Here is a 20,709-nt window from a genome sequence, read left to right on the forward strand (position 1 = left end):
GGATGCGGTGAGAAGGCCCGGCCGCCCCTGTCAGGCGGCGCCGGGCGGCAGCGGAGTGCCGGTGATCCCGTGGATCAGGACGTCGAAGCCCCACGACAGCCGGGCATCGGCCGAGCCGCTGAGCAGGTCCGGCAGGAGTGCCTTGATCGTCGGGTGGGTGGCTTCGTCCACGTCGTGCACGGCCCGGGCGAGCGCGTTCCACTCCTCCCGTGAGGTGGGGCTGCCCTCCTGCGTCCCGTGCTCCGCGGCGGTGGCCGTGGCGTACTGGAGCAGGTTGTCCACTCCCCAGGCGACCTGTTCCCGGGGGGCCCCGCTGCGCGAGAGCAGGTCCAGGACGCGCTCGACGAGGTTGAGGTAGTTCTCGCCGCTGGGCCGTGACACGAGGGCCGAGCGGGCGAGCTGGGGGTAGGCGAAGAGAACGAGGGTGTAGGAGGTGAGCACCGCCACGAGCTGATCGCGCCAGCCCCGACCGGCCTGCCCGACGGACAGGTCGACCTCGCCCAGCAGGGCGTCGAGAACGGCCGCGTGCAGTTCGGCCGTGTTCGCCACGTACACGTAGAGCGAGGCCGGACCGGTGTCCAGTTCCTTCGCCAGCCGGCGCATGGTGACCTTCTCCAGGCCCTCCGCCCGCATGATCTGCACGGCGGTGTCCACGATCCACCGCCGGGTCAGGGCGGGCTTGGCGGGACGCTCACGGCGGCTGATCGGTTCTTTCGCGGCAGACATCCGCCGATCGTAGCGAACACGTTCGTGCGTCCCGGCCTCCCCGTCAGCGATGCGCGGCCCTCTACGGTGCCTCGGCGAACGCGGCGGACGGTTGGTCGCCGTTCTGGGCCTGCGCCGCACGCTCGGCCACCGCGCGGGCGATGCCCGACAGGACCGCCGAGTCGAGTTCGTCGTAGCCCCCGCCGTAGCTGACGCGGATGACCACGGTCCCGGCGCGGACGACCGTCGCCATGGCGTACGTGTACGCCGAGCCGGTGTACTCCTGCTGGGAGAACGCGGTGCTCTCGTCACCGATCTGCTCCAAGGACATCGACGCCACATCGTCCCCCGAGCCGACGTTGCCGACGCGCTCCTCGTAACCCTTGACCGCGGCGTCCACGGTCTCGTAGGCCTCGACCTTGATGTCGGCCCGGTCGGACCCGTCGGACACGGCGTACGTGACGTCACCTTCGCTGAGCAACCCCCCGCAGTCGCCCGAGCAGTTGTCCGAGGTCACTTCCTGGGTCTCCGCCTCCTCGGCCAGCGACCACCCGGCCGGCATGCTCTGCAGATCGGGCAGGATGGCCTTGGCCAGCTCGAGGTCTCTCACGGGCGCAGCTTCGCCACCACCGCCGTCCTCCGCTCCGGCCTCGCCACCGCCGTCCTCCGCTCCGGCCTCGCCACCGGTCAGCGGAACGTCCGACCCGTCGCCGTACGCCCCTCCGATCACACCGGCCGAAGCACCCTCGCGCGACGCGGCACGATCGCCCCCGCCCGCCGCCTGCACCAGACCGTAGACGGCGAGTCCGAGGACGAGCGCCACGGCCATCAGCAACGCGGTCACGGTGGTGGGTGTCAGCTGGTCCTTGCGCAGGGTGAGCGGCCCGAACGCGATGGTGTTGTTCCTGGCGCGGTCCCCGATGTGGGCCTGGTTGATGTTCCGGCCGGCGTACGGCGCCACCGAAGGCTGCCGCTGCGCCAGTTCACGCAAGTGCTCCAGTCGGCGGGCGAGATCGGGATCCGCGTCGAGTACGGCAGTGACCTGCCGCTCCGTCTCGCCGGCAGCCCCGTTCTCCGGGCCGAGGGCCGCGCGCCCTTCGGGGGAGGCCTGCAGTCGGTCTCTCACCAGTCGGGACGCCTCGGCTCCGGCCGCCCCGCCGATGGCACCCGCCGCCCCGTTCGATGCCTGGGTCAGCAACGTCACGACCCAGGCCGTCAGTTCGGATGCTTCCATGAGGCAGAGTATCGCCATGTCCCTGACCAACGGAGGGTCTCTTTTCGGCCCTTCGGGGCCTCCGTCCGGCCGACTCTGCGGGCTTGAAGAGGACCGGCGCCGACCACAGACAGTGGCGGGCGCCGGGGATGGAGATGCCGGTCAAGTCGGCGTCCTGGACGGGTACTTGACCGAGGGCTGGACGATCACCCCTGCCTGACCGGGCTGTCAGCAGCCGATGGGTGTGGAGCCGACGGCCACGTCGTCGAACCACAGGGTGTCGTCGCCCGTCCCGTAGCTCTCCCAGCCCAGGCGCAGGGCGGTCGGCCGGGGCGGGGTCGTGCGGGCGAGCCACTGCTGGTCGACGTCCTGGGTGGGGACGCCATCGGCGTGCAGGCCCGGGATCTGCTCGTCACCGAGCCAGGTGTCGAGCTTGGGGGCGGCCGTGTCGATCGCGAACCGCAGGCACTGCCAGCTTCCGGTCGACAACGGCCGGCTCAGCGCCACACCGGCCGGGCTCTGCGCGGGCAGGGTGGCGTCGTCGCTCTCCCTGTTCCATTGCAGGGCGCCGTTCTGGCCCCCGACGCGCAGGCTCCGCCCGCCCTGGGAGGAGTCGGGCAGGGAGACGAAGGTGACATGGGCGGCGGGCAGCGCGGTGGTGTGCCGCACCCACATCCGTACGTACATCACCGGGCCGACCGAGGACAGGTCCGCGGTGGCGGCGACGAATGCGTGGTTGCAGTAGCCCGCCCTGCCGTCGACCCGCAGCGAGGTGCTGCCCCTGTGCGCGACCGCGGTGTCGACGGCGGCCGTGCCGGTGCCCTGGCAGTCGGGCGCGGTGAACCGCCAGGCGCCGGACGGGGTGGGGCCGGCCTGGTCCTCGAAGTCCGAGCAGATCACGGCGGAGCCGCAGTCACCGCTGGGAGGGGTGGTGGGCGGCGGGGTGGTCGGGGGCGGTGTGGTCGGCGGCGGGGTGCCGGTGCCGCCGCAGGACACGCCGTTGAGGGCGAAGTCGCTCGGCGCGGGGTCGGACGAACGCCAAGTGCCCTGGAGGCCGAAGTCGGCGGTGCCGCCCGTGGCCAGCGCGCCGTTCCAGCCGGTGTTGACAGCGACGACGTTGCTGCCGGTCTGCGCGACCGTGGCGTTCCACGCCGAGGTCACCTGCTGGTCGCCGGTGTAGGTCCAGGTCAGACGCCAGCCGGTGAGGGCCGGGCCGAGGTTGGTGATCTTGATCTGCGCGGTGTAGCCGCCCGTCCACCGGTTCACGGTGTAGTCGACCCGGCAGCCGGACTCCGCACCGCTCGCGGACAGGGCGGTCAGGCCGGACATGAGCAGCGCGACGGCCGCGAGGATCGTTGCCGCCGTCCAGGGGTGGCGCGCGCGTAAGAGCGGGAAGGGGATGCGCATGGGTGCCTCCGGGGTGGATGTGCGCGAGGGCGGGAGCGCCCCCAAGTGGATTGGGAGCGCTCCCGAAATGTCATTCCAGGGCCTTTCAGGAGTTGGCTCGAATGGCTCTGCCTGGGGATCTGCTGGGAAACGGCTGGATCTGCCGGTGGGTCAGCCGGTCGGGAAGGAGTCGGGGGTGCTGATCCGGCTCTTGATCAGCGCTCCCGACTCGGTCAGCACACCGCTGCTGCTGTAGTCACTGCCGTTGCAGGTGCCCGGCCTGAGTGTCGCGCTGCTCTCGTCGGCGTCGGAGTAGGTCCAGTTCGCGTAGCTGATCTTCAGCTGGTCGAGCAGGTCCAGCCAGGCCGTGGTGCTCGTCCGGTCCATCGCCCCGCCGCCGGTGGCGCTCACCGTGCCGAACTCGGTGACGAACAGCGGCAGTTTGGCGGCCGCCCGGCTCACCGTGGTGCGGTAGTTGTCCTTGTGGCTCGCGGCGTAGAAGTGGAACGCGTACATGATGTTGGTGGCGTTGACCGGGTTGTTGACGACCTCGGTCTCGTTGGAGCCGTCCGAGACGCCCAGCGAGGACCAGCCGCGGGTGCCGACGATGACGACGGCGTCCGGGTCGGCGGCGCGGATGACGGGGATGACCTGCTCGGCGTAGTTCTTGACGGCCGTCCAGCTCACGCCGTTGGGCTCGTTGGCGATCTCGTAGATCACGTTCTTCTTGGCCGCGTTGCGCGCGGCGACGGACGCGAAGAACGTCTTGGCGCGGTCGAGGTTGTAGTTCGGGTCACCCGGCGTCAGGGTGTGGAAGTCGATCAGCGCGTACATGCCGCGGGCCTCGGCCATGTCGACGTAGCTGTTCACGCGGCTGGTGAAGCCGGCCGGGTCGGTCTCGTAGCCCTGCTCCTGGACGTACATGGCGATGCGCAGCAGGTCCGACTTCCAGTTGGTCGCCAGCGCGTCCAGGGAGGCGTTGTTGTAACACTTGCTGAACCACTGGATGCCGTGGGTGCTCATGCCCCGCAGCTGGATGGGGCGGTTGTACTGGTTGCACAGGTTGACGCCGCAGACCTTGAGCTGGCCGTTGATGCTCACAGGGGTGCCGGTGCCCGGGTCCGGGTCGGGCGGGGGCTCCTCGCCGCCGACGGAGCCCGTACAGGCCACGCCGTTGAGCGTGAACGCGGCGGGCTTCGGGTTGGCGCCGGTGAACGTGGCGGTGAAGCCCAGGTCGGTGCTGCCGCCGGTGGCCAGGGTGCGGTTCCAGTCCACGTTGGTGGCGCTGACCGTGGAACCCGACTGCGACCAGGTGCCGTTCCACCCCTGAGCGACCTTCTGACCGGCGTCCGGCCAGGTCCACTTGAGCGTCCAGCCGCTGACCGCGTCCCCCAGGTTGGTGACCTTCACCCCGGCCTGGAAGCCGCCCTGCCACTGGCTGGTGATCGTGTAGTCGACTCTGCAGCCGGTGGCGGCCGCCGCCTCGGGGCCGGCCAGTGCCGTCAGGCCCAGGGCCGTCGCGCCGGTCGCCAACAGGGCCAATATGCGTTTCAAGCGTTCCTCCTCGTGTCCCTACGAAGCGAAGCTGAGTGGAGCGGGTGGAGCGGTGACGCGAGAATGGGAGCGCTCCCAAAGTCCGTCGGGCCGAGACCGTACACCGGTGCGTCGGCCGCGTACAGACATTGGGCCGTCGAACGGTTTCGACGGGGCGGTGACCGGAGTTCCGTAGAGCGAAAGGCGGGCGACCCGGCTTGAGTACGGCCGGAGTCGCCCGCTCGCGAGTCGGTCAGTCGGGCAGGCGGTCGAGGAGCCAGGTGCAGAGTTCCGCGGTGACCTTGGTGTGGCGTTCGTTCTGTGACGCGCAGAGGAAGTCGTCGACCTGGGACTCGTCCGGGGGCAGGGAGTCGATGTCCGCGTACAGGTCTTCGTGGGTGTCGAGGCCGCGGATGGCGACCGCGCTCACCGCCGGAACGAAGCAGTGGTCCTTGATCGGGTTGTCGACGCCGAGACCGATGACCTTGTTGAGCGTATCGGCGAGGATCTGGAAGCTTTCGAGGGTGCCGCCGGGGGCGCCCTCGATGTCCGGGAGGCGCTCAGCGAGGACCTCGTTCTTCTGCGGCGTGATGACGCGGAGCGTCGCCGCGAGCGTGTCGCTGCCGATCGGCATGGTGCGCAGGTCGGTGCCGACGATGCCGAGGCCCTTGCCCTTGACCGCGGTCGTGCCGGGCTTGATGCCGTTGCCCGAGCCGTCGCCGGCGCCGTTGGCGACCGCGAGGATCTGCGGAATCCGTGGCCAGCTGCCGACCCTCTCCAGTTCGTCGAGGAACTGAGTGCGCATCGGGCTGACGCCGGGCTTGTCCGACCAGTTCTCGATGTGCCGCCACAGCAGCTGCTGCGCGGCCGGGCTGTTCATCTGGTCGGAGAACCGGCTGTCCATCTTGCGGATGTAATGCGCGAACGCCTGGAGGGAGATCGGGATGTGGGCGCCGTTGTGGGGGCTGTCGTAGGAGAAGTACACGCTGACCTGGTGGTCGATCCGCTGCATCTCCATCCTGGCGAGCGCGTAGCGGGTCACGAGTCCGCCCATGCTGAAACCGCCGACCATCAGGCGGGTGTGGCCCAGCCGTTCGGCGACAGCCCGGAGGATGGCCGCTGTGGCCGTTTGCGCGTTGTCGAGGATCGACGCGCTGCGCTCGTCGAAGCCGATGAGGACGACGTCCCGTCCGCGGCGACGTAGTTCGCTGATCAGCGGGTATGCGGAGTTCTCCAGGCCCGCCCAGAGCTCGTCCAGCGAACTCGGGCCGCTGTTGAAGCCGTCGGCCATGAGCACCGGCCGGACGAGGCCCTGGTTGCGCTCGCCGTAGTAGACCCAGGCCGTGCCGCCCGGGAGCGGCCATGTCTCGTCGGGCTTGGGCGCGGGTGCGACGTCCTGCTGGGGCGGAGTGGCGGCCAGCACGATCGGCGCGGCTGCCTTGAACGCGTCGGTGACTTCACGCTCGGTGGGTTCGGGCATGCGTTTCCCCTGACTTGGGACGGAGACTGGGACGGAGCGCCGATACGCGGCGCCGCAGCCATCCTGAACCGACCGATCTCCGGCATGCCGAGCTCCGACCAGGAATGTCACTCGTGCAGGTGGCGCCCGCATGGCCCATCAGGAGGCGCCCTTGAGGATGCTCTTCACCTGTGCGGCCACGACCATCGCTCAAGTGACAGCCCACCGCGGGCGCGCAGAAGGCTGTCCGCTCCCCCGCGGAGGGCAGCCCTCTGCGCGCCGGTCCGGGTGGCTCAGCCCTCCGCCCCGCACAGGGGGTCGTGCACGGCTGTCACCGTGTACGGCGGGACGCCGGGTGGGTCGTCGTTCTGGCTGTTGACGACGTAGAGGCGGCAGCCGCGGCGGGCCAGGGTGGTGGGCAGGTCGAAGCTGTCGCCGGTGATGCGGTGGACGACGCTCCCGCTGCGGAGCTGAGCGTCCAGGCGGGCGATGTAGACGCCGTGCGGGGCGCCGTAGTTGAGGACGGCGTAGAGGTGACGGCCGTGGAGCACCATGCCGTCCGCGCCGAACGAGGTGTCGCCCAGGTCGAGGCGGCTCACCTCGCGGGTGGAGGTGTCGATGCGCCAGACGGCCTCGGTTCCGTTGGAGGCGACGAGGAGGGTACGTCCGGCCGGGTCGGCGACGATGCCGTTGAGCAGCCAGTAGCGGTCGGGAAAGCCGGGGAACGCGGCGCGTACGTCCGCCCACGGCTCCAGCGGGCCGATGTGGCTGCCGTCCAGGGGCGCGCGCAGGACCACGGGGTTGGCCCAGTCGGTGACGTAGACGGCGTCGGGGGTGATGACCAGGTCGTTGAGGTCCGGGGGGCCGAGGGGGCCGTCGGGGGCGTCGACTGCGGCGAGCAGGTGCCCGTCCGGGGCGTGCACGGTGAGCCGGCCTGCGCCGACGGAGAACACCCGGCCCGAGCGGTCGGAGTGGATTCCCCGCGTGCTGCCGCGGACGGTCGCGTCCTCGGCGTGGAAAGGGCGTAGTTCCGGTGCTGTCACCCGGCCCCGGTACAGGGCGCCCGTCGCGTCGGAGGACACGTACATCGTCCCGTCGGGGCGGACGTCGATGCCCTCGGGGAGCACACCGGGCGCGCGGGCGACGACGTACTGGTCGGGCAGGGCGCGGCAGGCGCCTGCGGCGGGCACCGCCGCGCTGCACAGCAGCAGGGTCGCGGCCGCCAGGGCCGTCACGACGACACGGCACGGTACGGGCATTCGGCCTCCCAGGAGGGTTGTCCGGCTCCGGCGGATGCCGGGCACGCATCCGAGGATCACCGTCGGCGGCGGTCGGCGCCGCTCTTTTCGGTCCTGGCCGAAATCAAGGGCCGCTCCGGTAGCCTGCACCGCGTGTTACGGATACGGTTCTCCCCCGCCGACCTCGCCAGTGTCACCGTCGCCGCGACACCCGACGTCCTGCTGGAAACCGCCCTCAGCGTCCGCCACTTGGCCAACCCGACCCCCGGGCCTGCCGCACGCCGGGGCGAACTCGCGACGTGGCGGCGTACCGTCAGGCCGGGGCTGGCGGAGCGGGCGGGTGTCCTCGCCCGGCTGGTCCCGCCCGCCGGCTACCTGCCCGACTTCTTGTACCAGCCCACAGCCCGGGACGCCGCCACCGCGGCCGAACTGGCCGCCCGGACCCCGACGACGCAACTGGCCGCGGAACTCGAGCCCCTGCACGTGGAGCCGCGGGCGGCCGTGACACGCGAGCTGGCCGAGGGCTCGAACAGAGCGCGGCGCGGGCTGTTCGAAGACCTGACGCGCTATCACCGCTCCACGATCGCTCCGCTGTGGCCCGTCGTACTCGGCGCGGCCGCCGCAGACCGGGCGCTGCGCTCGGAGACCCTGATGCGGGGCGGCGTGGCCGCGCTGCTCGCGACCCTCGCGCCGGGCTGGCGCTGGGACCCTCCCGAGCTGCTGGTCCCCTTCAGGACCTCCCACACCGTCGAGCTGTGCGGGCGCGGACTCCACCTGCTCCCCTCCTACTTCGCCGCCACCGCGATGCTCATCTACGACCCGGCCGCCCCGACGGTGCTCATCCGCCCGCTGCCGGCCGCTGATGTGACGACGCGGCCCGGTGACGTACTCGGGGCACTGCTCGGACGCACCCGCGCCAAGGTGCTCGCCTCACTTGCCACACCAGCGGGGACCACCACGCTCGCCGAACGGGCCGGGGTGTCGGTCGCCACCGCCAGCGAACACGCCACCGTCCTGCGCGCGGCGGGCCTGATCACCACACTCCGCGACGGCAGCCGGGTCCTGCACACCCTCACTCCGCTCGGCCACCAACTCCTCGCCGGTGCATGACAGTCGAGGCGGCCAAGGGGAACGCGGATCGGCCACATACCGGCGTACGCAGGCCGAAACACGTCGTTCCCGGGGTGGTCGCCGCCGCGACAAAGGCACTATGGCCGGAGTTTCCCGCCCGAGAGGGGTGCAGCGCATGAGCATCGTCGACCTCGCGTCACTGGGTGAGTCCTTCACCCGCGACCCGTATCCCGTCTACGCCCGGCTGCGCTCGCAGGGTCCGGTGCACAGGATCCGTATGCCGGAGGGCGGTACGCAGGCGTGGCTCGTCGTGGGATACGAGGCCGGCCGCGCAGCGCTCACCGACGACCGCCTCTCGAAAGACTGGGGCAAGGCGTCACCGAGTCTGGGACTGGGGGCCGTCTCGGCGGGACCGCACATGCTGCGGGCCGACCCGCCGGACCACACGCGGCTGCGCAAGCTCGTGGCACGGAAGTTCACCGCGCGCCGCGTGGAGGAACTCGCTCCGCTCATCCAGAAGACGACCGACGTCCTCCTGGACCGGATGCTCACCGCCGGCGAGGGCCGCGCCGACCTCGTCGAGGCGCTGTCCTTCCCGCTGCCCATCGCTGTGATCTGCGAGCTCCTCGGGGTTCCCGACCTGGACCGCGACTCCTTCCGCGCCTGGTCGAACGACGCCATCAGCGCCACCGACCCCCTGATCCGCAAGACCGCCGCCGAGACCATGGCCCAGTACATGCGGGAGCTGGTCCAGGACAAGAGCCGGCATCCGGGCCAGGATCTGCTGAGCGCGCTGATCCAGGGCTCGGGCGAGGACCCGGACGGGCTGTCCTTCGAGGAACTGGTCGGTATGGCCTGGCTGTTGCTCGTCGCCGGGCACGAGACGACGGTGAACCTCATCTCCAACGGGGTCCTCGCCCTGCTCACCCACCCCGACCAACTCGCCGCCCTACGCGCGGACTTCGGTCTCATCGACGGGGCGGTCGAGGAGATGCTCCGCTACGACGGCCCGGTGGAGACGCCCACCTACCGTTTCACCACCGAGCCGGTCACCATCGGGGACACGGAGATCCCCGGAGGCGGCGAACTGGTCCTCGTGGCGCTGGCCGACGCCAACCGCGACGCGGCGCGCTTCCCCGCTCCCGACCGCTTCGACATCTCCCGCAACGCCCGCGGCCACGTGGCCTTCGGCCACGGCATCCACTACTGCCTCGGCGCGCCCCTGGCCCGCCTCGAGACGCGCATCGCCATCCGGACACTCCTCCAACGCTGTCCGGACCTGCACCTCGACATCCACCCCGCGGCGATCAGCTGGCGCGCCGGACTGATGATCCGCGGCCCGCAGTCCCTGCCGGTGCGGTTCACCCGCTAGGCGGCCTCGCCGAGCAGGCGCCGCCATCCTTCGCAGGAGCCCCGCACACGGACGCGTCGGAGTTTCTTGACGCGTCGGATTTTCCCGACGTAATCTGAGGTCATGCCTACCGACGTGTTCGGCGTGCTCGCCAACCCAGTACGGCGCAGACTGCTCGAAAGCCTGCGGGAAGGGCCTCGCTCCACGGGCGAGCTGGCCGGCCTGTTCGAGCTCGGGAGGCCGGCGGTCTCCGAGCACCTGGCGGTGCTCCGCAACGCCGGACTCGTACGGGAGGAGCCGCGCGGCCGGCACCGCTTCTACCACCTCCAGCCGGCCCGGCTGGCCGAGGTGGGCGAGTGGCTGCACCCGTTCGAGCACTACTGGAAGCAGCGCCTGGACGCCCTGTCCGACCTCCTCGACGAAGGAGAGGAAAACGAGAGATGACCGTGAACAACACCATCACCTGCGAGAAGTTCCTGCCCCACCCTCCGGCGGCGGTGTGGAAGGCCCTCACCGACCCCGACCTGCACGCCCGCTGGTGGGCGGCCGGCGACGTCAAGCCGGTCGTCGGCCACCGCTTCACGCTCGACATGGGCAACTTCGGCAGCCAGCCCTGCGAAGTGACCGAGGTCGAGGAGGAGCGCCTGCTGGCCTACCGGTTCGCCGAGGGCTCCCTCGACACCACCATCACCTGGACGCTCCACCCCAAAGGCAACGGAACCCGCCTCGTCCTCGACCACAGCGGCTTCGACCTCGACTCCCCCATGGGCCGACAGGCCTACGAAGGCATGGGCAAGGGCTGGCCCCACGTCCTGGAGCGCCTCGCCACCGTGCTGGACGAGACCGTCTGACGTGTTACCGCGAGGTCGGCTCTGCCGGGTTCGCTCACCCGCGGGACCACCTCTGACCGGCCCCTCCGTTGCAGGTCCACAGCACCAGCGGCGTCCCGTTGGCGGTGCCGGCCCCGTTCACGTCGAGGCAGAGCCCGGCGTGCGCGTTGCGGATCGAGCCGTCGGAGCCGACCGTCCACTTCTGGTTGTCCTGGCCGTTGCAGGGCCAGGTGATGACACGGGTGCCGTTGGTGGTGCCCTGGTTGTAGGCGTCCAGGCACTTGTCGCCGTAGACGCGGATCTCGCCTCCGGCCCATGCGGTCCACAGCTGGTTGGCGGCCGTGTGGCAGTCCCAGATCAGTACGGTGGCGCCGGCGGCCGTGGACGCGTTGTCGACGTCCATGCAGCGGCCCGAGGCGTTGCCCCGCAGACGTGACGTGGTGGCGGCCAGCGGGCTTCCCCCCTGCACGCGGAACACGGCGACGCCGTGCGCGGGGACGCTCGCCGAGATCTGCCCGGACGTGCTCGACGTGCCGCCGGTCCACAGGTCGGTGAGGGTGAACGGGCCGCCGGACAGGCCGACTTGGGCGGCCGTGGTGGTGACCGTGGCGGTGCCCTCTCCCCGGTTGAACAGGCCGACCGCGACCGAACCGTCCGCCAGGGGCTTGGCGAACACCTCGGTGCTTCCGTCGTCGCGCACCCTGCGTCCGCCCGCGCCCAAGGAGTCCTGGTTCACCGCCAGCAGGCGCGGGTTGCGCAGGACGGCGCTCACGTCGGCGGACATGGTGCGGATGTCGTTGCCGGCCATGAGCGGGGAACCCATCAGCGCCCACAGGGCGAAGTGGGAGCGGGACTCGGTCAGCGACAGGCCGGGACGGCCGACGACCAGCATGTCGGGGTCGTTCCAGTGTCCGGGCCCGGACTGGGCCGCCAGCGGCGCGGTGACGTCCAGGACGTTGCCGACGCCCATCGGGTAGCTGTTGGTGTTGCCGTTCTGCCAGATGTCGAGCAGGTCCTCGGTCGTCCGCCACAGGTCGGCGACCTCGCCCCAGTTGTACGAGGCTCCGGTGATGGCGTGGAAGCTGTTGGGGTTGATGCTGTAGACGATCGGCCGACCGGTGGCGCGCAGGGCGTCTCGCATGAGCGTGAACCGCGCGACCTGCTCGTCGCGCGTGCCGCTGGACGAACACCAGTCGTACTTGAGGTAGTCGACGCCCCACGAGGCGAACGTGGCGGCGTCCTGGGCCTCGTGGCCTCTGCTGCCGGTGGACCCGGGGTAACTCCCCACGGTCTGGGCGCAGGTGCGCTCGCCCGGCACCTGGTAGATGCCGAACTTCAGGCCTTTGTTGTGGATGTAGTCCCCGAGGGCCTTCATGCCGCTCGGGAACTTCGTCGGGTTGGCCCGCAGGTTGCCCTGTGCGTCACGCTGCGGGTCGAACCAGCAGTCGTCGACCACCACGTACCGGTATCCGGCGTCCCGCATCCCGGAGGACACCATCGCGTCGGCGGCCTGGCGGACCTGGGCCTCGGTGATGCCGCATCCGAAGCTGTTCCAGCTGTTCCAGCCCAGGGGTGGAGTGAGGGCCGGGCTGCCCGGCGCAGCCGAGGCGGTGGGGTGGGGCAACGCCGTCACGGACGCGGTGATGGTCAGCGCTGCGGCGGCGAGGAGGCGGAACAGTCCGCCTGAACGTCTGGGCACCAAGAGCTCCTTTTTCTGGGAGGGAGCCACACAGGAAAGACGTCCGAAATTTCGGACGCCATTCGGAAACTCGTGCAGTCACGGATAGTAGAGGGGCGACGGTGCATGTCAACATCGCCGGCCGAACTGGCCCGCCACCTGCAGCGACTCGACGCCCGCATGGGCGAAACTTTCGACGTGTTCGGCGAATCCTGCGCGAGGGATTGACGGCACCTTCTGCCGACCTATCATCCAGATTGCTCGACCATCCGATCCATGTTCGCCATCCCGAACAACGAGCCGCCGCCACACCGAGCCACCACCGCAACGACCGCCATCACAACGGACCGCCACCGCAACGACCGCCATCGCAAGGAGCAAGCTGCTCATGGATCTGTCATGCACACATCACTGCTTATCCCGCCGTCGCGCGCTGACGGCGGCCGTCGGCCTGGCCACCGGCACGCTCCTCCCCCTGGCGGGGACCGCCCGTGCGGCCGCCGCACAGTACGGGAACCCGGTGATCTGGCAGGACTTCGCGGACATCGACGTCATCCGGGTCGGCGACACCTTCTACGCCTCGGCATCGACGATGCACTACTCCCCCGGCGCACCCGTCCTGCGCTCGTACGACCTCGTGAACTGGGAGATCGCCGGCCACTCGGTGCCCGCCCTCGACTTCGGCGCCAAGTACGACCTGAACGGTGCCCGTGGCTATGTCAGAGGCGTGTGGGCCTCGTCGCTGGCCTACCGTCCGAGCAACAGGACGTTCTACTGGCTGGGCCAGATCGACTTCGCGCGGACGTACGTCTACACCGCCACCGCCGTCGAAGGACCGTGGAACAGGCTCACCAGCATCAGCACCCCGTACTACGACGCCGGACTGCTGGTCGACAGCGACGACACCCTCTACGTGGCGTACGGCAACACCACGATCAGCGTGGCCCAGTTGTCGCCCGACGGCCGCAACCAGGTCCGCACGCAGCAGGTGTTCACGACCCCGTCGAGCGTCGGCACTCTCGAGGGCTCGCGCTTCTACAAGATCAACGGGCAGTACTACATCTTCCTGACCCGCCCCGCGAACGGGCAGTACATCCTCAAATCGTCGGGCGGCCCCTTCGGCCCGTACGCGATGCGCCAGGTGCTGCTCGACCTGCGCGGGCCGATCCCCGGCGGGGGCGTCCCGCACCAGGGCGGGCTCGTACAGACACAGAGCGGCGCCTGGTACTACATGGCGTTCGTCGACGCCTACCCCGGCGGCCGGATGCCCGTACTGGCACCGGTCACCTGGACGCCGGACGGCTGGCCCGTCGTGCAACTGGTGAACGGCGCCTGGGGCACCTCGTATCCCAGCCCGGCCCTGCCCGCGCCGCCCCGCCAGGTCGCCCCCATGACCGGCGTCGACACCTTCGACGGCACCACCCTCAAGCCGAGATGGGAGTGGAACCACAACCCGGACAACACCAAGTGGTCGGTCGGCAACGGCCTCACCCTGAGCACAGCGACCGTCACCGACGACCTCTACTGGGCGCGCAACACGCTCACGCACCGCATCCAGGGCCCCACCTCCACCGCCACCGTCCAGCTCGACCACTCCGCGATGCGGGACGGCGACCGGGCCGGACTCGCGCTGCTGCGTGACTCGTCCGCGTGGATCGGCGTCAAGCGCGACGGCGGAACCACCCGGGTGGTCATGGTCAGCGGGCTGACCATGGACAGCAACTGGAACACCACCGGCACCGGTCACGAACTCGCGAGCGCGGCCGTGGGGGGCAGCCGTGTCTGGCTGCGCGCGAGCGCGGACATCCGCCCCGGCGCGGCACGCCCGGGGACGTTCTCCTACAGCACCGACGGCGTCACGTTCACCCGCCTCGGGCCCGACTTCTCCATGGGCAACGACTGGCGGTTCTTCATGGGCTACCGGTTCGCCCTCTTCAACCACGCCACCCGGGCGCTCGGCGGCGCGGTCCGCGTCACGCGGTTCGAGCTGTCCACGCCCTGAACGCAGCGGCGAGTACCCACCTGCTGTTCGACCGCTACGGCAACAAGAAGCCCGCGTACAACGCGGTGCTGACGACGCCGGGCGGCACGCCCGCCGCCACCCGCGGTGCCGACACGGCGGCCGCGGTGCCGTCCCGCTTCTCCTGGAGCTCCAGCGGCCCGCTGGTCTCGCCGAAGCCCGACGCCCCGCACAACGTCGCCGGGATCAAGGACCCGACGGTCGGAACGGCGACAACGGCTACTGGGTCGCCATGTGGGTGACCTGCGACAGCGCCAACTGCTGCCTGTTCTCCTCCGGTGCAGGGCAGCAACCAGTACCTGCTCCTCGTCGAGGCCATCGGCTCCGACGGCCGGCGCTACTTCCGCTCCTGGACCGCCGGCAGCCTGGCCGGCCCAAGGCCGGAGTCGACTACAACCTCCTGCCGTGGCGGCTCGGCCTGCTCACCCAGACCGACTCCACCTGCTGACCGACGGCGGGCTCCCGGCTGTGAGCGGCCGGGAGCCCGCCCCGGCCAGGAACAGGCGCGAGCGGTCAGCTCTCAGCAGGCGGCGAGGACGGATTCCGCTACGGAGGTACGGGCGTACAGCACGGTGCGGCCGGCCCGGTGGGCGGTGACGAAGCCGGCGTCGCGCAGAGCGGTCAGGTTCTGGGAGACCCCGGCCATGGAGATTCCGGTGCGGTGGGCCAGTTCTGTCGTGGTGGCGGGGGTTTCCAGTTCGGTGAGCAGGAGGGTGCGTGAGCGGCCGAGGACAGCGCTGATCGCTTCGGTGCCGGTGACGGCCCGGCGTTCCCAGAGTGTGCCGGTGCCGCGTGCCCGGTAGGCGAGCTGGGGCGGGTCCGGTGGGGCGACCCGCGTGGACAGGCCCGCTCCCTTGAAGGCCGAGGGGATCAGGAGCAGCCCGGCGCCCGCTGTCTCCCGGGTCAGGGTCCGCTTCCGGCGGACCAGCCGCAGCACGTCGGCGTCCCAACTGACCAGCGGGTGCAGTTCGTTGAAGAAGTGGCCGGCCCCGTGCTCGGCGACCTGCCTGGCACGGTGGAGGACGTCGGCGTCGAGCACGGTGCGGATGCGCGCCCAGTAAGGGGCGAGCGCCAGTTGCCAGTAGGCCTCGATCTCCTCCGCGACGCGTGCCAGGCGGGCCCCGGGGTCGGCGTACAGGGACCGCAGCCGGGGGCCGAGGCCGCCCTGGTGGTGGCTGAGGTGGTCGAGGTCCTTGCGGACATGGTCGGCGGGAGTGGCCGTGATCGCGGTCAGTTCGTCGGCCAGTGCGGGGGCCGGCCCGGTGGGTGCCGGGTTGAGGAAGTCCGGGATGTAGCCCGAGGGCGGGACGAGTTCGGCGAGCCATCCTCTGTGCAGCCCCGCCGCCGCGACGCGTGGCCGTACCTGCTCCAGCCAGCGCCGGTGCACCGCGTCCGGGACACCGGAGTTCAGCAGCCGGAAGCTGGTCCCGACCTCCCACATGGGTGAGACGGCGAACCGCATCTGCGCCAGATCGCTTGCCGAGAACGTCAGCTCCGCCAGGACAGTGCCCCCTTCCAGGATTCATCCATACCTGAATCGATGGCGGTCACCCTACCGCGCGGTGATCATTCCGGCATGACCTCACAGACGATCGACGCCGCGGCGTCAGGCACCTGGAAGCTGGGAGACCTCCCGGTCCGTCGGATCGGCTTCGGGGCGATGCGCCTGCCACAGACCGGCGAGGCCCTCGTGCCCGACGCCGTCCCGCGTGACCGCGACCAGGCGATCAGGGTGCTGCGCCGGGCGGTCGAGCTGGGCGTGAACCACATCGACACCGCCGCGTTCTACTTCTCGCCGCTGCGGTCGGCCAACGAACTGATCAACCGGGCCCTGGCCCCCTACCCGGACGACCTGGTCATCGCCACCAAGGTCGGGCAGCCGCGGGACCCGTCGGGTTCCTGGCTGCCGCATGCCACACCGGCGCAGTTGCGCGGGCTGGTCGAGGAGAACCTGCGCCAGCTCGGCCGCGACCATCTGGACGTGGTGAACCTGCGCATCGTCGGGACCGATTCGATCGCCGAACGCTTCGGCGTACTGGCCGAGTTGCGCGAGGCCGGGCTCATCCGCCATCTGGGCCTGTCCAACGTCCTCCCCCATCACCTCGCCGAGGCCCGGGCCATCGCGCCGGTGGTGTGTGTGCAGAACATGTACGGCCTCGGAGTGCGGCCCGACCAGGACGCCTTCGTCCGTTCCTGCGGTGAGCAGGGCGTCGCCTTCGTGCCGTTCTACGCGATCGCCGCCTCCGGGCGCCAAGCCGGGGCGAGCGACAGCGACCACCAGGAGGTCCGGGTCGTCGCCCGGGCGCACGGGGTCGGTCCCGCCCAGATCCGGATCGCCTGGACGCTGCACCGCGGCCCCCATGTGCTGGCCATCCCCGGCACCGGCGACCCCGACCATCTGACCGCCAACGTCGCCGCCGGCGCCCTCCGGCTCACGGACGACGAGCTCGCACTCCTCGACTCCGTCCACCGCCGGCCACAGAACGGCTGAACCCCCCGGGCCTTGCCCCGTCCGAGGGCAGCGCTTATTGCCCTACCGTGGACAGAACGGGCAGAGGGGGAAACGGTACGTGTACGACGACGTCCGGCGGGTGACCGAGGACTTCTGGCACAGCGGCGACATCGACGCGCTGCTCGCGGCCAAGTTGCCGCCACCGCAGCGGTGCCCGCGTCGTCTGCGGCCGATGCTCGCCCAGGTGCACCAGCTGAGGTTTCAGGCGCAGGGCGGGTTCGCCGGGCTGGTCGAGCGGGAGATCGCCGCTGTCCTCTTCGATCGATCGGGTGATCCTGCGGTCGCCCGTGTCACCGCGCTGCCGGAGTATCGGTCGCTGGAGGCGGCACGCAAGGAGTACGGCGAGCACCGGGACCGCGCTTCGTCGGCACGGCATGCCGACGCCCACATGAGGTTGATGAACGCGGTGGACGACGAGCGGCTGAAGGCCGCGATCGCCGCCGACTACGCCACGGCGTTGTCCACGCTCGACGAGCTGTCCGCCACCGGCCGGAACCGTCAACTCGTCCTGGACCTCCTGAACTGGACGATCGCCCGCACTCCGCACGACGACCCGCAGCGGGCCCGAAGGCTGCTCGCCCGGGCGCGCGCGAAGTCGGCCGCGGGTGCGCGCCCGCTTCAGGTGCTCGCCGACTGCCGGGCCGCTGCCCGGCTCGCGTTGCGCGAACGTCCGGTGTGGCGCGATGTCGTGCTGGCGCTCGCCCGGTTCGAGGCCGACCTGTACTCCCAGGGCGCCCCGCTCATCCACCTCGCGGGTGCGCTGGTCGCCTGCCGGGACCTCGCCGAGGCGGTGCGGCGCGACTTCGGCGAGAAGGCGGAGGTGCCCGTACTCCGTGAGCTCGAGGAGGAGGCGACGCTCCGGCTCGGTGCCGAGACGACGCGCTGGCTGATGACCTGTCACCGCGATCCCGCCGCGCTGGCAAGGCAGTACGACGTCATCGCGCTGCTGCGCAAGGTGCCGATCCGCTCGGGTGTGCTCGAAAAGCGCCGCGACCAGGCGTGGGTGCTGGCGACCGGACTGCCGCTGAACCACCCGGACAGGACTGCCGCGTTGCTGGACCTCACCTACGCGCATTCCAACCTGTGGGAGATCGGCGGCGACCCGGACTCGGCCGCGCGGGCCCACGACACCGCCGCCGAGGCTCTGTTGACGGCCTCACCCGGCGACCCGCTGCGGGGCAGGCTGCTGGTGGCGTTCTCGCACTCCGGCATGACACTCGCGAAGCAGACCCACGACACCGACCTGGCCGGAGAGGCGGTCGCGGCGGGGCGGGCCGCGCTCGGCCTGGCCGACGACGACCCTGGCGAGCGGGCGCTGCGCCAGTCCGAGTTGGCGTACGCGCTGATCACCCAGTACGAGCTCGGCGGCAACCCTGCCGCGGCCGGGGAGGCGGCCGCGCTCGCAGCCGAGGCCGTCGCCCTGACCGGCGCCGATGACCCGGACCTGCCCGTGCGTTGGGCAGTGCTGTGCACCGCGGCCAAGGCAGCCGCCACGGCGGGCGAACCCGGCTTGCTCGCAAAGGCGGTCGAGGCAGGCAGGCGAGCGGTGGAGACCCTCCCCGCGGGTGACGCTCGCCGCCCCGTCATGCTCTACAACTACGCCGACACCGTGAAGACGCAGGCGGTGACAGCGGAGACGAACGAGCCGCGCCTGTTCGACGAGGCCGAACGTGCCCTCCGGACCGCGCTCTCGCTGCTGGAGCCCGGCCACCGCGACCACACACGCTTCGGTAGTGCTCTGGCCGATGTGCTCTACCACCGGTATCGGCAGTGCGGCGACTTCGGCGCGCTCGAGGACTCGCTCGGACACGCGCAGAAGTCGGTTCGCGGGACCGCACCCAACCACCCCCTGTACCCGGCCCGAGCGCTCACCCTCGCCCGCTCGGCCCGCGAGCTGGCGCGCACCGGAGGGCCACGCGCCGACGAGCTGCGCAAGCTCGCGATCAGCCACTACCGGGCCGTCGGGACCCACCCGCTGGCCGACCCCGAGCAGCGGATGACGGCCGAGCAGGCACAGGCTGCCCTGCTGGCCGAGGCCGATACGGCTTCGTGGCTGGACGCGCAGGAACGCGTGATCGCCGTGATTCCCGAGTTCGTCAGCCGCGCCCTGCCCAGCCACTACAGGCTGGAGGCCGTACGCGGCCTTGACGGTCTGGCCGACCGGGTGGTCGACGCGGGTGTGCGGTCCGGCCAGGTCGACCGGGCTCTGGAGCTGCTCGAACGCTGCCGGGCCGTGCTCTTCGGTGACGCCTGGGGCGTCCGCCGATGCTGGACGCTGCTGCGCGAAACCGCGCCCGAGCCGGCCCGACGGCTCAGCGACGTCGAACGACTGCTGGCCCACAACGACCTCTACGCCAACGTGACCATCCGGATCTCGGACCCTGAGGACCCCGCCTCCGCAGTACACAGTGACCAGAGGCCCCGGACACTGGAGCAGATCCGCCGGCTCGCGAAGCAACGCGACAGGCTCCTCGCCGAGGTACGTGACCTGTCGGGCATGCAGGACCTGCTGTCCCCGCCGGATGTGCACACCCTGCGCGGACGGCTGGCCGGGCACACAGCCGTGGTGGTCAGCGTGGCAGGCAGTGCCCTCGTCGTTCCGCCCGATCCGGCCCAGCCCCTCCAAGTGGTCCCGATGCCAGGGATGAGCGAGGCGGCCGCCCGCGATCGGGTTCGGCAACTGCGTACCGCGCTGGCCGACGCGAAGGACCTGGCATGCTCCTTCGACCGACGTGAACAGGCCCAGCGCGAGGTGCACGCGGTGCTGGAGTGGCTGTGGGACACCACCGCAGCGCCGGTCCTGGACCGGGTCACGGCGTCCCGGCTGTGGTGGTGCCCGCTCGGCGTCGTCTCCCAACTCCCGCTGCACGCGGCGGGACGGCACCGCGAGCGCTCCGGGCGGACCGTCTTCGACCGGGTCGTCTCCTCCTACACGCCGTCGCTGACCGCGCTCGCCGACGTCCTGACCACGCCGCGGCCCCGGCACGCCGACCCCACCGCACTCGTCGTAGGTGTCGGCGAGGCGAAGGGTCACCCGACGCTGCCGAACGCCGGCGCCGAGGCCACGGCAGTGGCGCGGCTCCTTCGCGACGCGACGGTCCTCATCGATACCGACGCCGAGCGGGAGGCCATCAAGAAGGGCTTGCTCCAGCACGAGATCGCCCACTTCGCCTGCCACGGCCGCGCGGTCAGCTCGACCGAGCACCCCGACCTGGGCGGGCTGTTGCTGAGCAAGGGCATGATCACGCCGTCGTTCGTGCACGACCTGCGGACCACACGCGCGCAGCTGGCGTTCCTGTCCGCATGCGACACCGCCGGCGCCGACCCCGAGCTGCTGGACGAGCCGTTGAACCTGGCCTCGGCGTTCCACCTGGCCGGGTTCCGGGGTGTGATCGGCACGCTGTGGCAGACCGGGGACAACACCAAGACAGCCGAGGCGTTCTACACCGCGCTCACCGAGGGCAGCAGCCAGCCTGTCGACCTGGCCGAGGCGGCCACCGCCCTCAACGAGACCTTGCGCCGCATGCGGGATGCGTACCCGGCCGTGCCGACCAGATGGGCCGCTCATGTCCACGTCGGCGACTGATCCCTCACCGCGCCTGTTCGGGGCCGGCCGTGACGGTGAAGACGTCGCTGTCGGGATCGGACTCCGAGGCGAAGCGACATGCGCTGGGGTGCGGAAGCCGCGTGCCCAGCACGGTGCGTGTCCTGGA

Annotated in this window: 15 protein-coding genes and 1 pseudogene; 8 read left to right on the top strand and 8 right to left on the bottom strand. The window is 70.9% G+C overall.

Annotated features, from left to right (window positions below; genetic code table 11):
• Positions 1-30 precede the first annotated feature (30 nt).
• The 6 genes from ACIQ6Y_RS20780 to ACIQ6Y_RS20805 form a co-directional block, all read right to left on the bottom strand.
• Positions 31-726, bottom strand: a complete 696-nt coding sequence (locus ACIQ6Y_RS20780; RefSeq protein ID WP_404040872.1) for a TetR/AcrR family transcriptional regulator — start codon at positions 724-726, stop codon at positions 31-33.
• 61 nt (positions 727-787) lie between these two features.
• Positions 788-1,939: a hypothetical protein gene (locus ACIQ6Y_RS20785; RefSeq protein WP_404040874.1), complete on the bottom strand. Its 1,152-nt coding sequence runs from the start codon at positions 1,937-1,939 to the stop codon at positions 788-790.
• 207 nt (positions 1,940-2,146) lie between these two features.
• Complete coding sequence (locus ACIQ6Y_RS20790) at positions 2,147-3,325, bottom strand: cellulose-binding domain-containing protein (protein WP_404040877.1); 1,179 nt, start codon at positions 3,323-3,325, stop codon at positions 2,147-2,149.
• 150 nt (positions 3,326-3,475) lie between these two features.
• Positions 3,476-4,858 (bottom strand): cellulase family glycosylhydrolase, encoded by a 1,383-nt coding sequence (locus tag ACIQ6Y_RS20795; RefSeq protein WP_404040880.1) that lies wholly within the window; start codon positions 4,856-4,858, stop codon positions 3,476-3,478.
• A 232-nt stretch (positions 4,859-5,090) separates the two neighbouring features.
• Entirely contained in the window at positions 5,091-6,317 is a 1,227-nt protein-coding gene (locus ACIQ6Y_RS20800) for an esterase/lipase family protein (protein ID WP_404040882.1), read from the bottom strand.
• A gap of 272 nt (positions 6,318-6,589) precedes the next feature.
• Positions 6,590-7,555, bottom strand: coding sequence for an SMP-30/gluconolactonase/LRE family protein (locus ACIQ6Y_RS20805; RefSeq protein WP_404040885.1), 966 nt, complete (start codon positions 7,553-7,555; stop codon positions 6,590-6,592).
• Positions 7,556-7,687: 132 nt separating this feature from the next.
• Between ACIQ6Y_RS20805 and ACIQ6Y_RS20810 the strand changes: the two genes are divergently transcribed.
• The 4 genes from ACIQ6Y_RS20810 (at position 7,688) to ACIQ6Y_RS20825 (ending at position 10,807) form a co-directional block, all read left to right on the top strand.
• On the top strand, positions 7,688-8,644 hold the full coding sequence (locus ACIQ6Y_RS20810) for an ArsR/SmtB family transcription factor (RefSeq protein WP_404040887.1): 957 nt from the start codon (positions 7,688-7,690) through the stop codon (positions 8,642-8,644).
• A 136-nt stretch (positions 8,645-8,780) separates the two neighbouring features.
• A complete protein-coding gene (locus ACIQ6Y_RS20815) occupies positions 8,781-9,977 on the top strand; it encodes a cytochrome P450 (protein ID WP_404040890.1) in 1,197 nt (398 codons plus the stop codon).
• 102 nt (positions 9,978-10,079) lie between these two features.
• Complete coding sequence (locus tag ACIQ6Y_RS20820; RefSeq protein WP_404040893.1) at positions 10,080-10,400, top strand: ArsR/SmtB family transcription factor; 321 nt, start codon at positions 10,080-10,082, stop codon at positions 10,398-10,400.
• Positions 10,397-10,807, top strand: a complete 411-nt coding sequence (locus tag ACIQ6Y_RS20825) for an SRPBCC domain-containing protein (protein WP_404040895.1) — start codon at positions 10,397-10,399, stop codon at positions 10,805-10,807. Before ACIQ6Y_RS20820 ends, ACIQ6Y_RS20825 begins: the two co-directional genes overlap by 4 nt.
• Positions 10,808-10,841: 34 nt before the next feature.
• Here the strand turns inward: ACIQ6Y_RS20825 and ACIQ6Y_RS20830 are convergent, their stop codons facing one another.
• On the bottom strand, positions 10,842-12,485 hold the full coding sequence (locus ACIQ6Y_RS20830) for a glycoside hydrolase family 27 protein (protein WP_404040898.1): 1,644 nt from the start codon (positions 12,483-12,485) through the stop codon (positions 10,842-10,844).
• A gap of 367 nt (positions 12,486-12,852) precedes the next feature.
• Between ACIQ6Y_RS20830 and ACIQ6Y_RS20835 the strand changes: the two genes are divergently transcribed.
• Complete coding sequence (locus ACIQ6Y_RS20835; protein WP_404040900.1) at positions 12,853-14,466, top strand: glycoside hydrolase 43 family protein; 1,614 nt, start codon at positions 12,853-12,855, stop codon at positions 14,464-14,466.
• A gap of 5 nt (positions 14,467-14,471) precedes the next feature.
• Positions 14,472-14,932: pseudogene (locus tag ACIQ6Y_RS20840) on the top strand (non-reducing end alpha-L-arabinofuranosidase family hydrolase); the annotation flags it as partial.
• Positions 14,933-15,004: 72 nt separating this feature from the next.
• Here the strand turns inward: ACIQ6Y_RS20840 and ACIQ6Y_RS20845 are convergent.
• The gene (locus ACIQ6Y_RS20845; RefSeq protein WP_404040903.1) at positions 15,005-15,925 is read right to left on the bottom strand and encodes a helix-turn-helix domain-containing protein; all 921 of its coding nucleotides are present in this window, start codon (positions 15,923-15,925) and stop codon (positions 15,005-15,007) included.
• A gap of 135 nt (positions 15,926-16,060) precedes the next feature.
• Between ACIQ6Y_RS20845 and ACIQ6Y_RS20850 the strand changes: the two genes are divergently transcribed.
• Positions 16,061-16,975 carry an oxidoreductase gene (locus ACIQ6Y_RS20850; RefSeq protein ID WP_404040906.1) on the top strand — a complete coding sequence of 305 codons (915 nt, stop codon included), beginning with the start codon at positions 16,061-16,063 and terminating at the stop codon, positions 16,973-16,975.
• Between the two features lie 79 nt (positions 16,976-17,054).
• On the top strand, positions 17,055-20,582 hold the full coding sequence (locus ACIQ6Y_RS20855; RefSeq protein ID WP_404040909.1) for a CHAT domain-containing protein: 3,528 nt from the start codon (positions 17,055-17,057) through the stop codon (positions 20,580-20,582).
• Positions 20,583-20,709 lie beyond the last annotated feature (127 nt).

It is taken from the genome of Streptomyces sp. NPDC096205 (assembly GCF_044763135.1).
Taxonomy (GTDB): Bacteria; Actinomycetota; Actinomycetes; order Streptomycetales; family Streptomycetaceae; genus Streptomyces.

What these genes read in the sequence shown, in the direction of transcription:
- ACIQ6Y_RS20780 (WP_404040872.1), bottom strand. Translation starts at nt 726, where the DNA reads ATGTCTGCCGCGAAAGAACCGATCAGCCGCCGTGAGCGTCCCGCCAAG.
- ACIQ6Y_RS20785 (WP_404040874.1), bottom strand. Translation starts at nt 1,939, where the DNA reads ATGGAAGCATCCGAACTGACGGCCTGGGTCGTGACGTTGCTGACCCAG.
- ACIQ6Y_RS20790 (WP_404040877.1), bottom strand. Translation starts at nt 3,325, where the DNA reads ATGCGCATCCCCTTCCCGCTCTTACGCGCGCGCCACCCCTGGACGGCG.
- ACIQ6Y_RS20800 (WP_404040882.1), bottom strand. Translation starts at nt 6,317, where the DNA reads ATGCCCGAACCCACCGAGCGTGAAGTCACCGACGCGTTCAAGGCAGCC.
- ACIQ6Y_RS20805 (WP_404040885.1), bottom strand. Translation starts at nt 7,555, where the DNA reads ATGCCCGTACCGTGCCGTGTCGTCGTGACGGCCCTGGCGGCCGCGACC.
- ACIQ6Y_RS20815 (WP_404040890.1), top strand. Translation starts at nt 8,781, where the DNA reads ATGAGCATCGTCGACCTCGCGTCACTGGGTGAGTCCTTCACCCGCGAC.
- ACIQ6Y_RS20820 (WP_404040893.1), top strand. Translation starts at nt 10,080, where the DNA reads ATGCCTACCGACGTGTTCGGCGTGCTCGCCAACCCAGTACGGCGCAGA.
- ACIQ6Y_RS20825 (WP_404040895.1), top strand. Translation starts at nt 10,397, where the DNA reads ATGACCGTGAACAACACCATCACCTGCGAGAAGTTCCTGCCCCACCCT.
- ACIQ6Y_RS20835 (WP_404040900.1), top strand. Translation starts at nt 12,853, where the DNA reads ATGGATCTGTCATGCACACATCACTGCTTATCCCGCCGTCGCGCGCTG.
- ACIQ6Y_RS20845 (WP_404040903.1), bottom strand. Translation starts at nt 15,925, where the DNA reads ATGTGGGAGGTCGGGACCAGCTTCCGGCTGCTGAACTCCGGTGTCCCG.
- ACIQ6Y_RS20850 (WP_404040906.1), top strand. Translation starts at nt 16,061, where the DNA reads ATGACCTCACAGACGATCGACGCCGCGGCGTCAGGCACCTGGAAGCTG.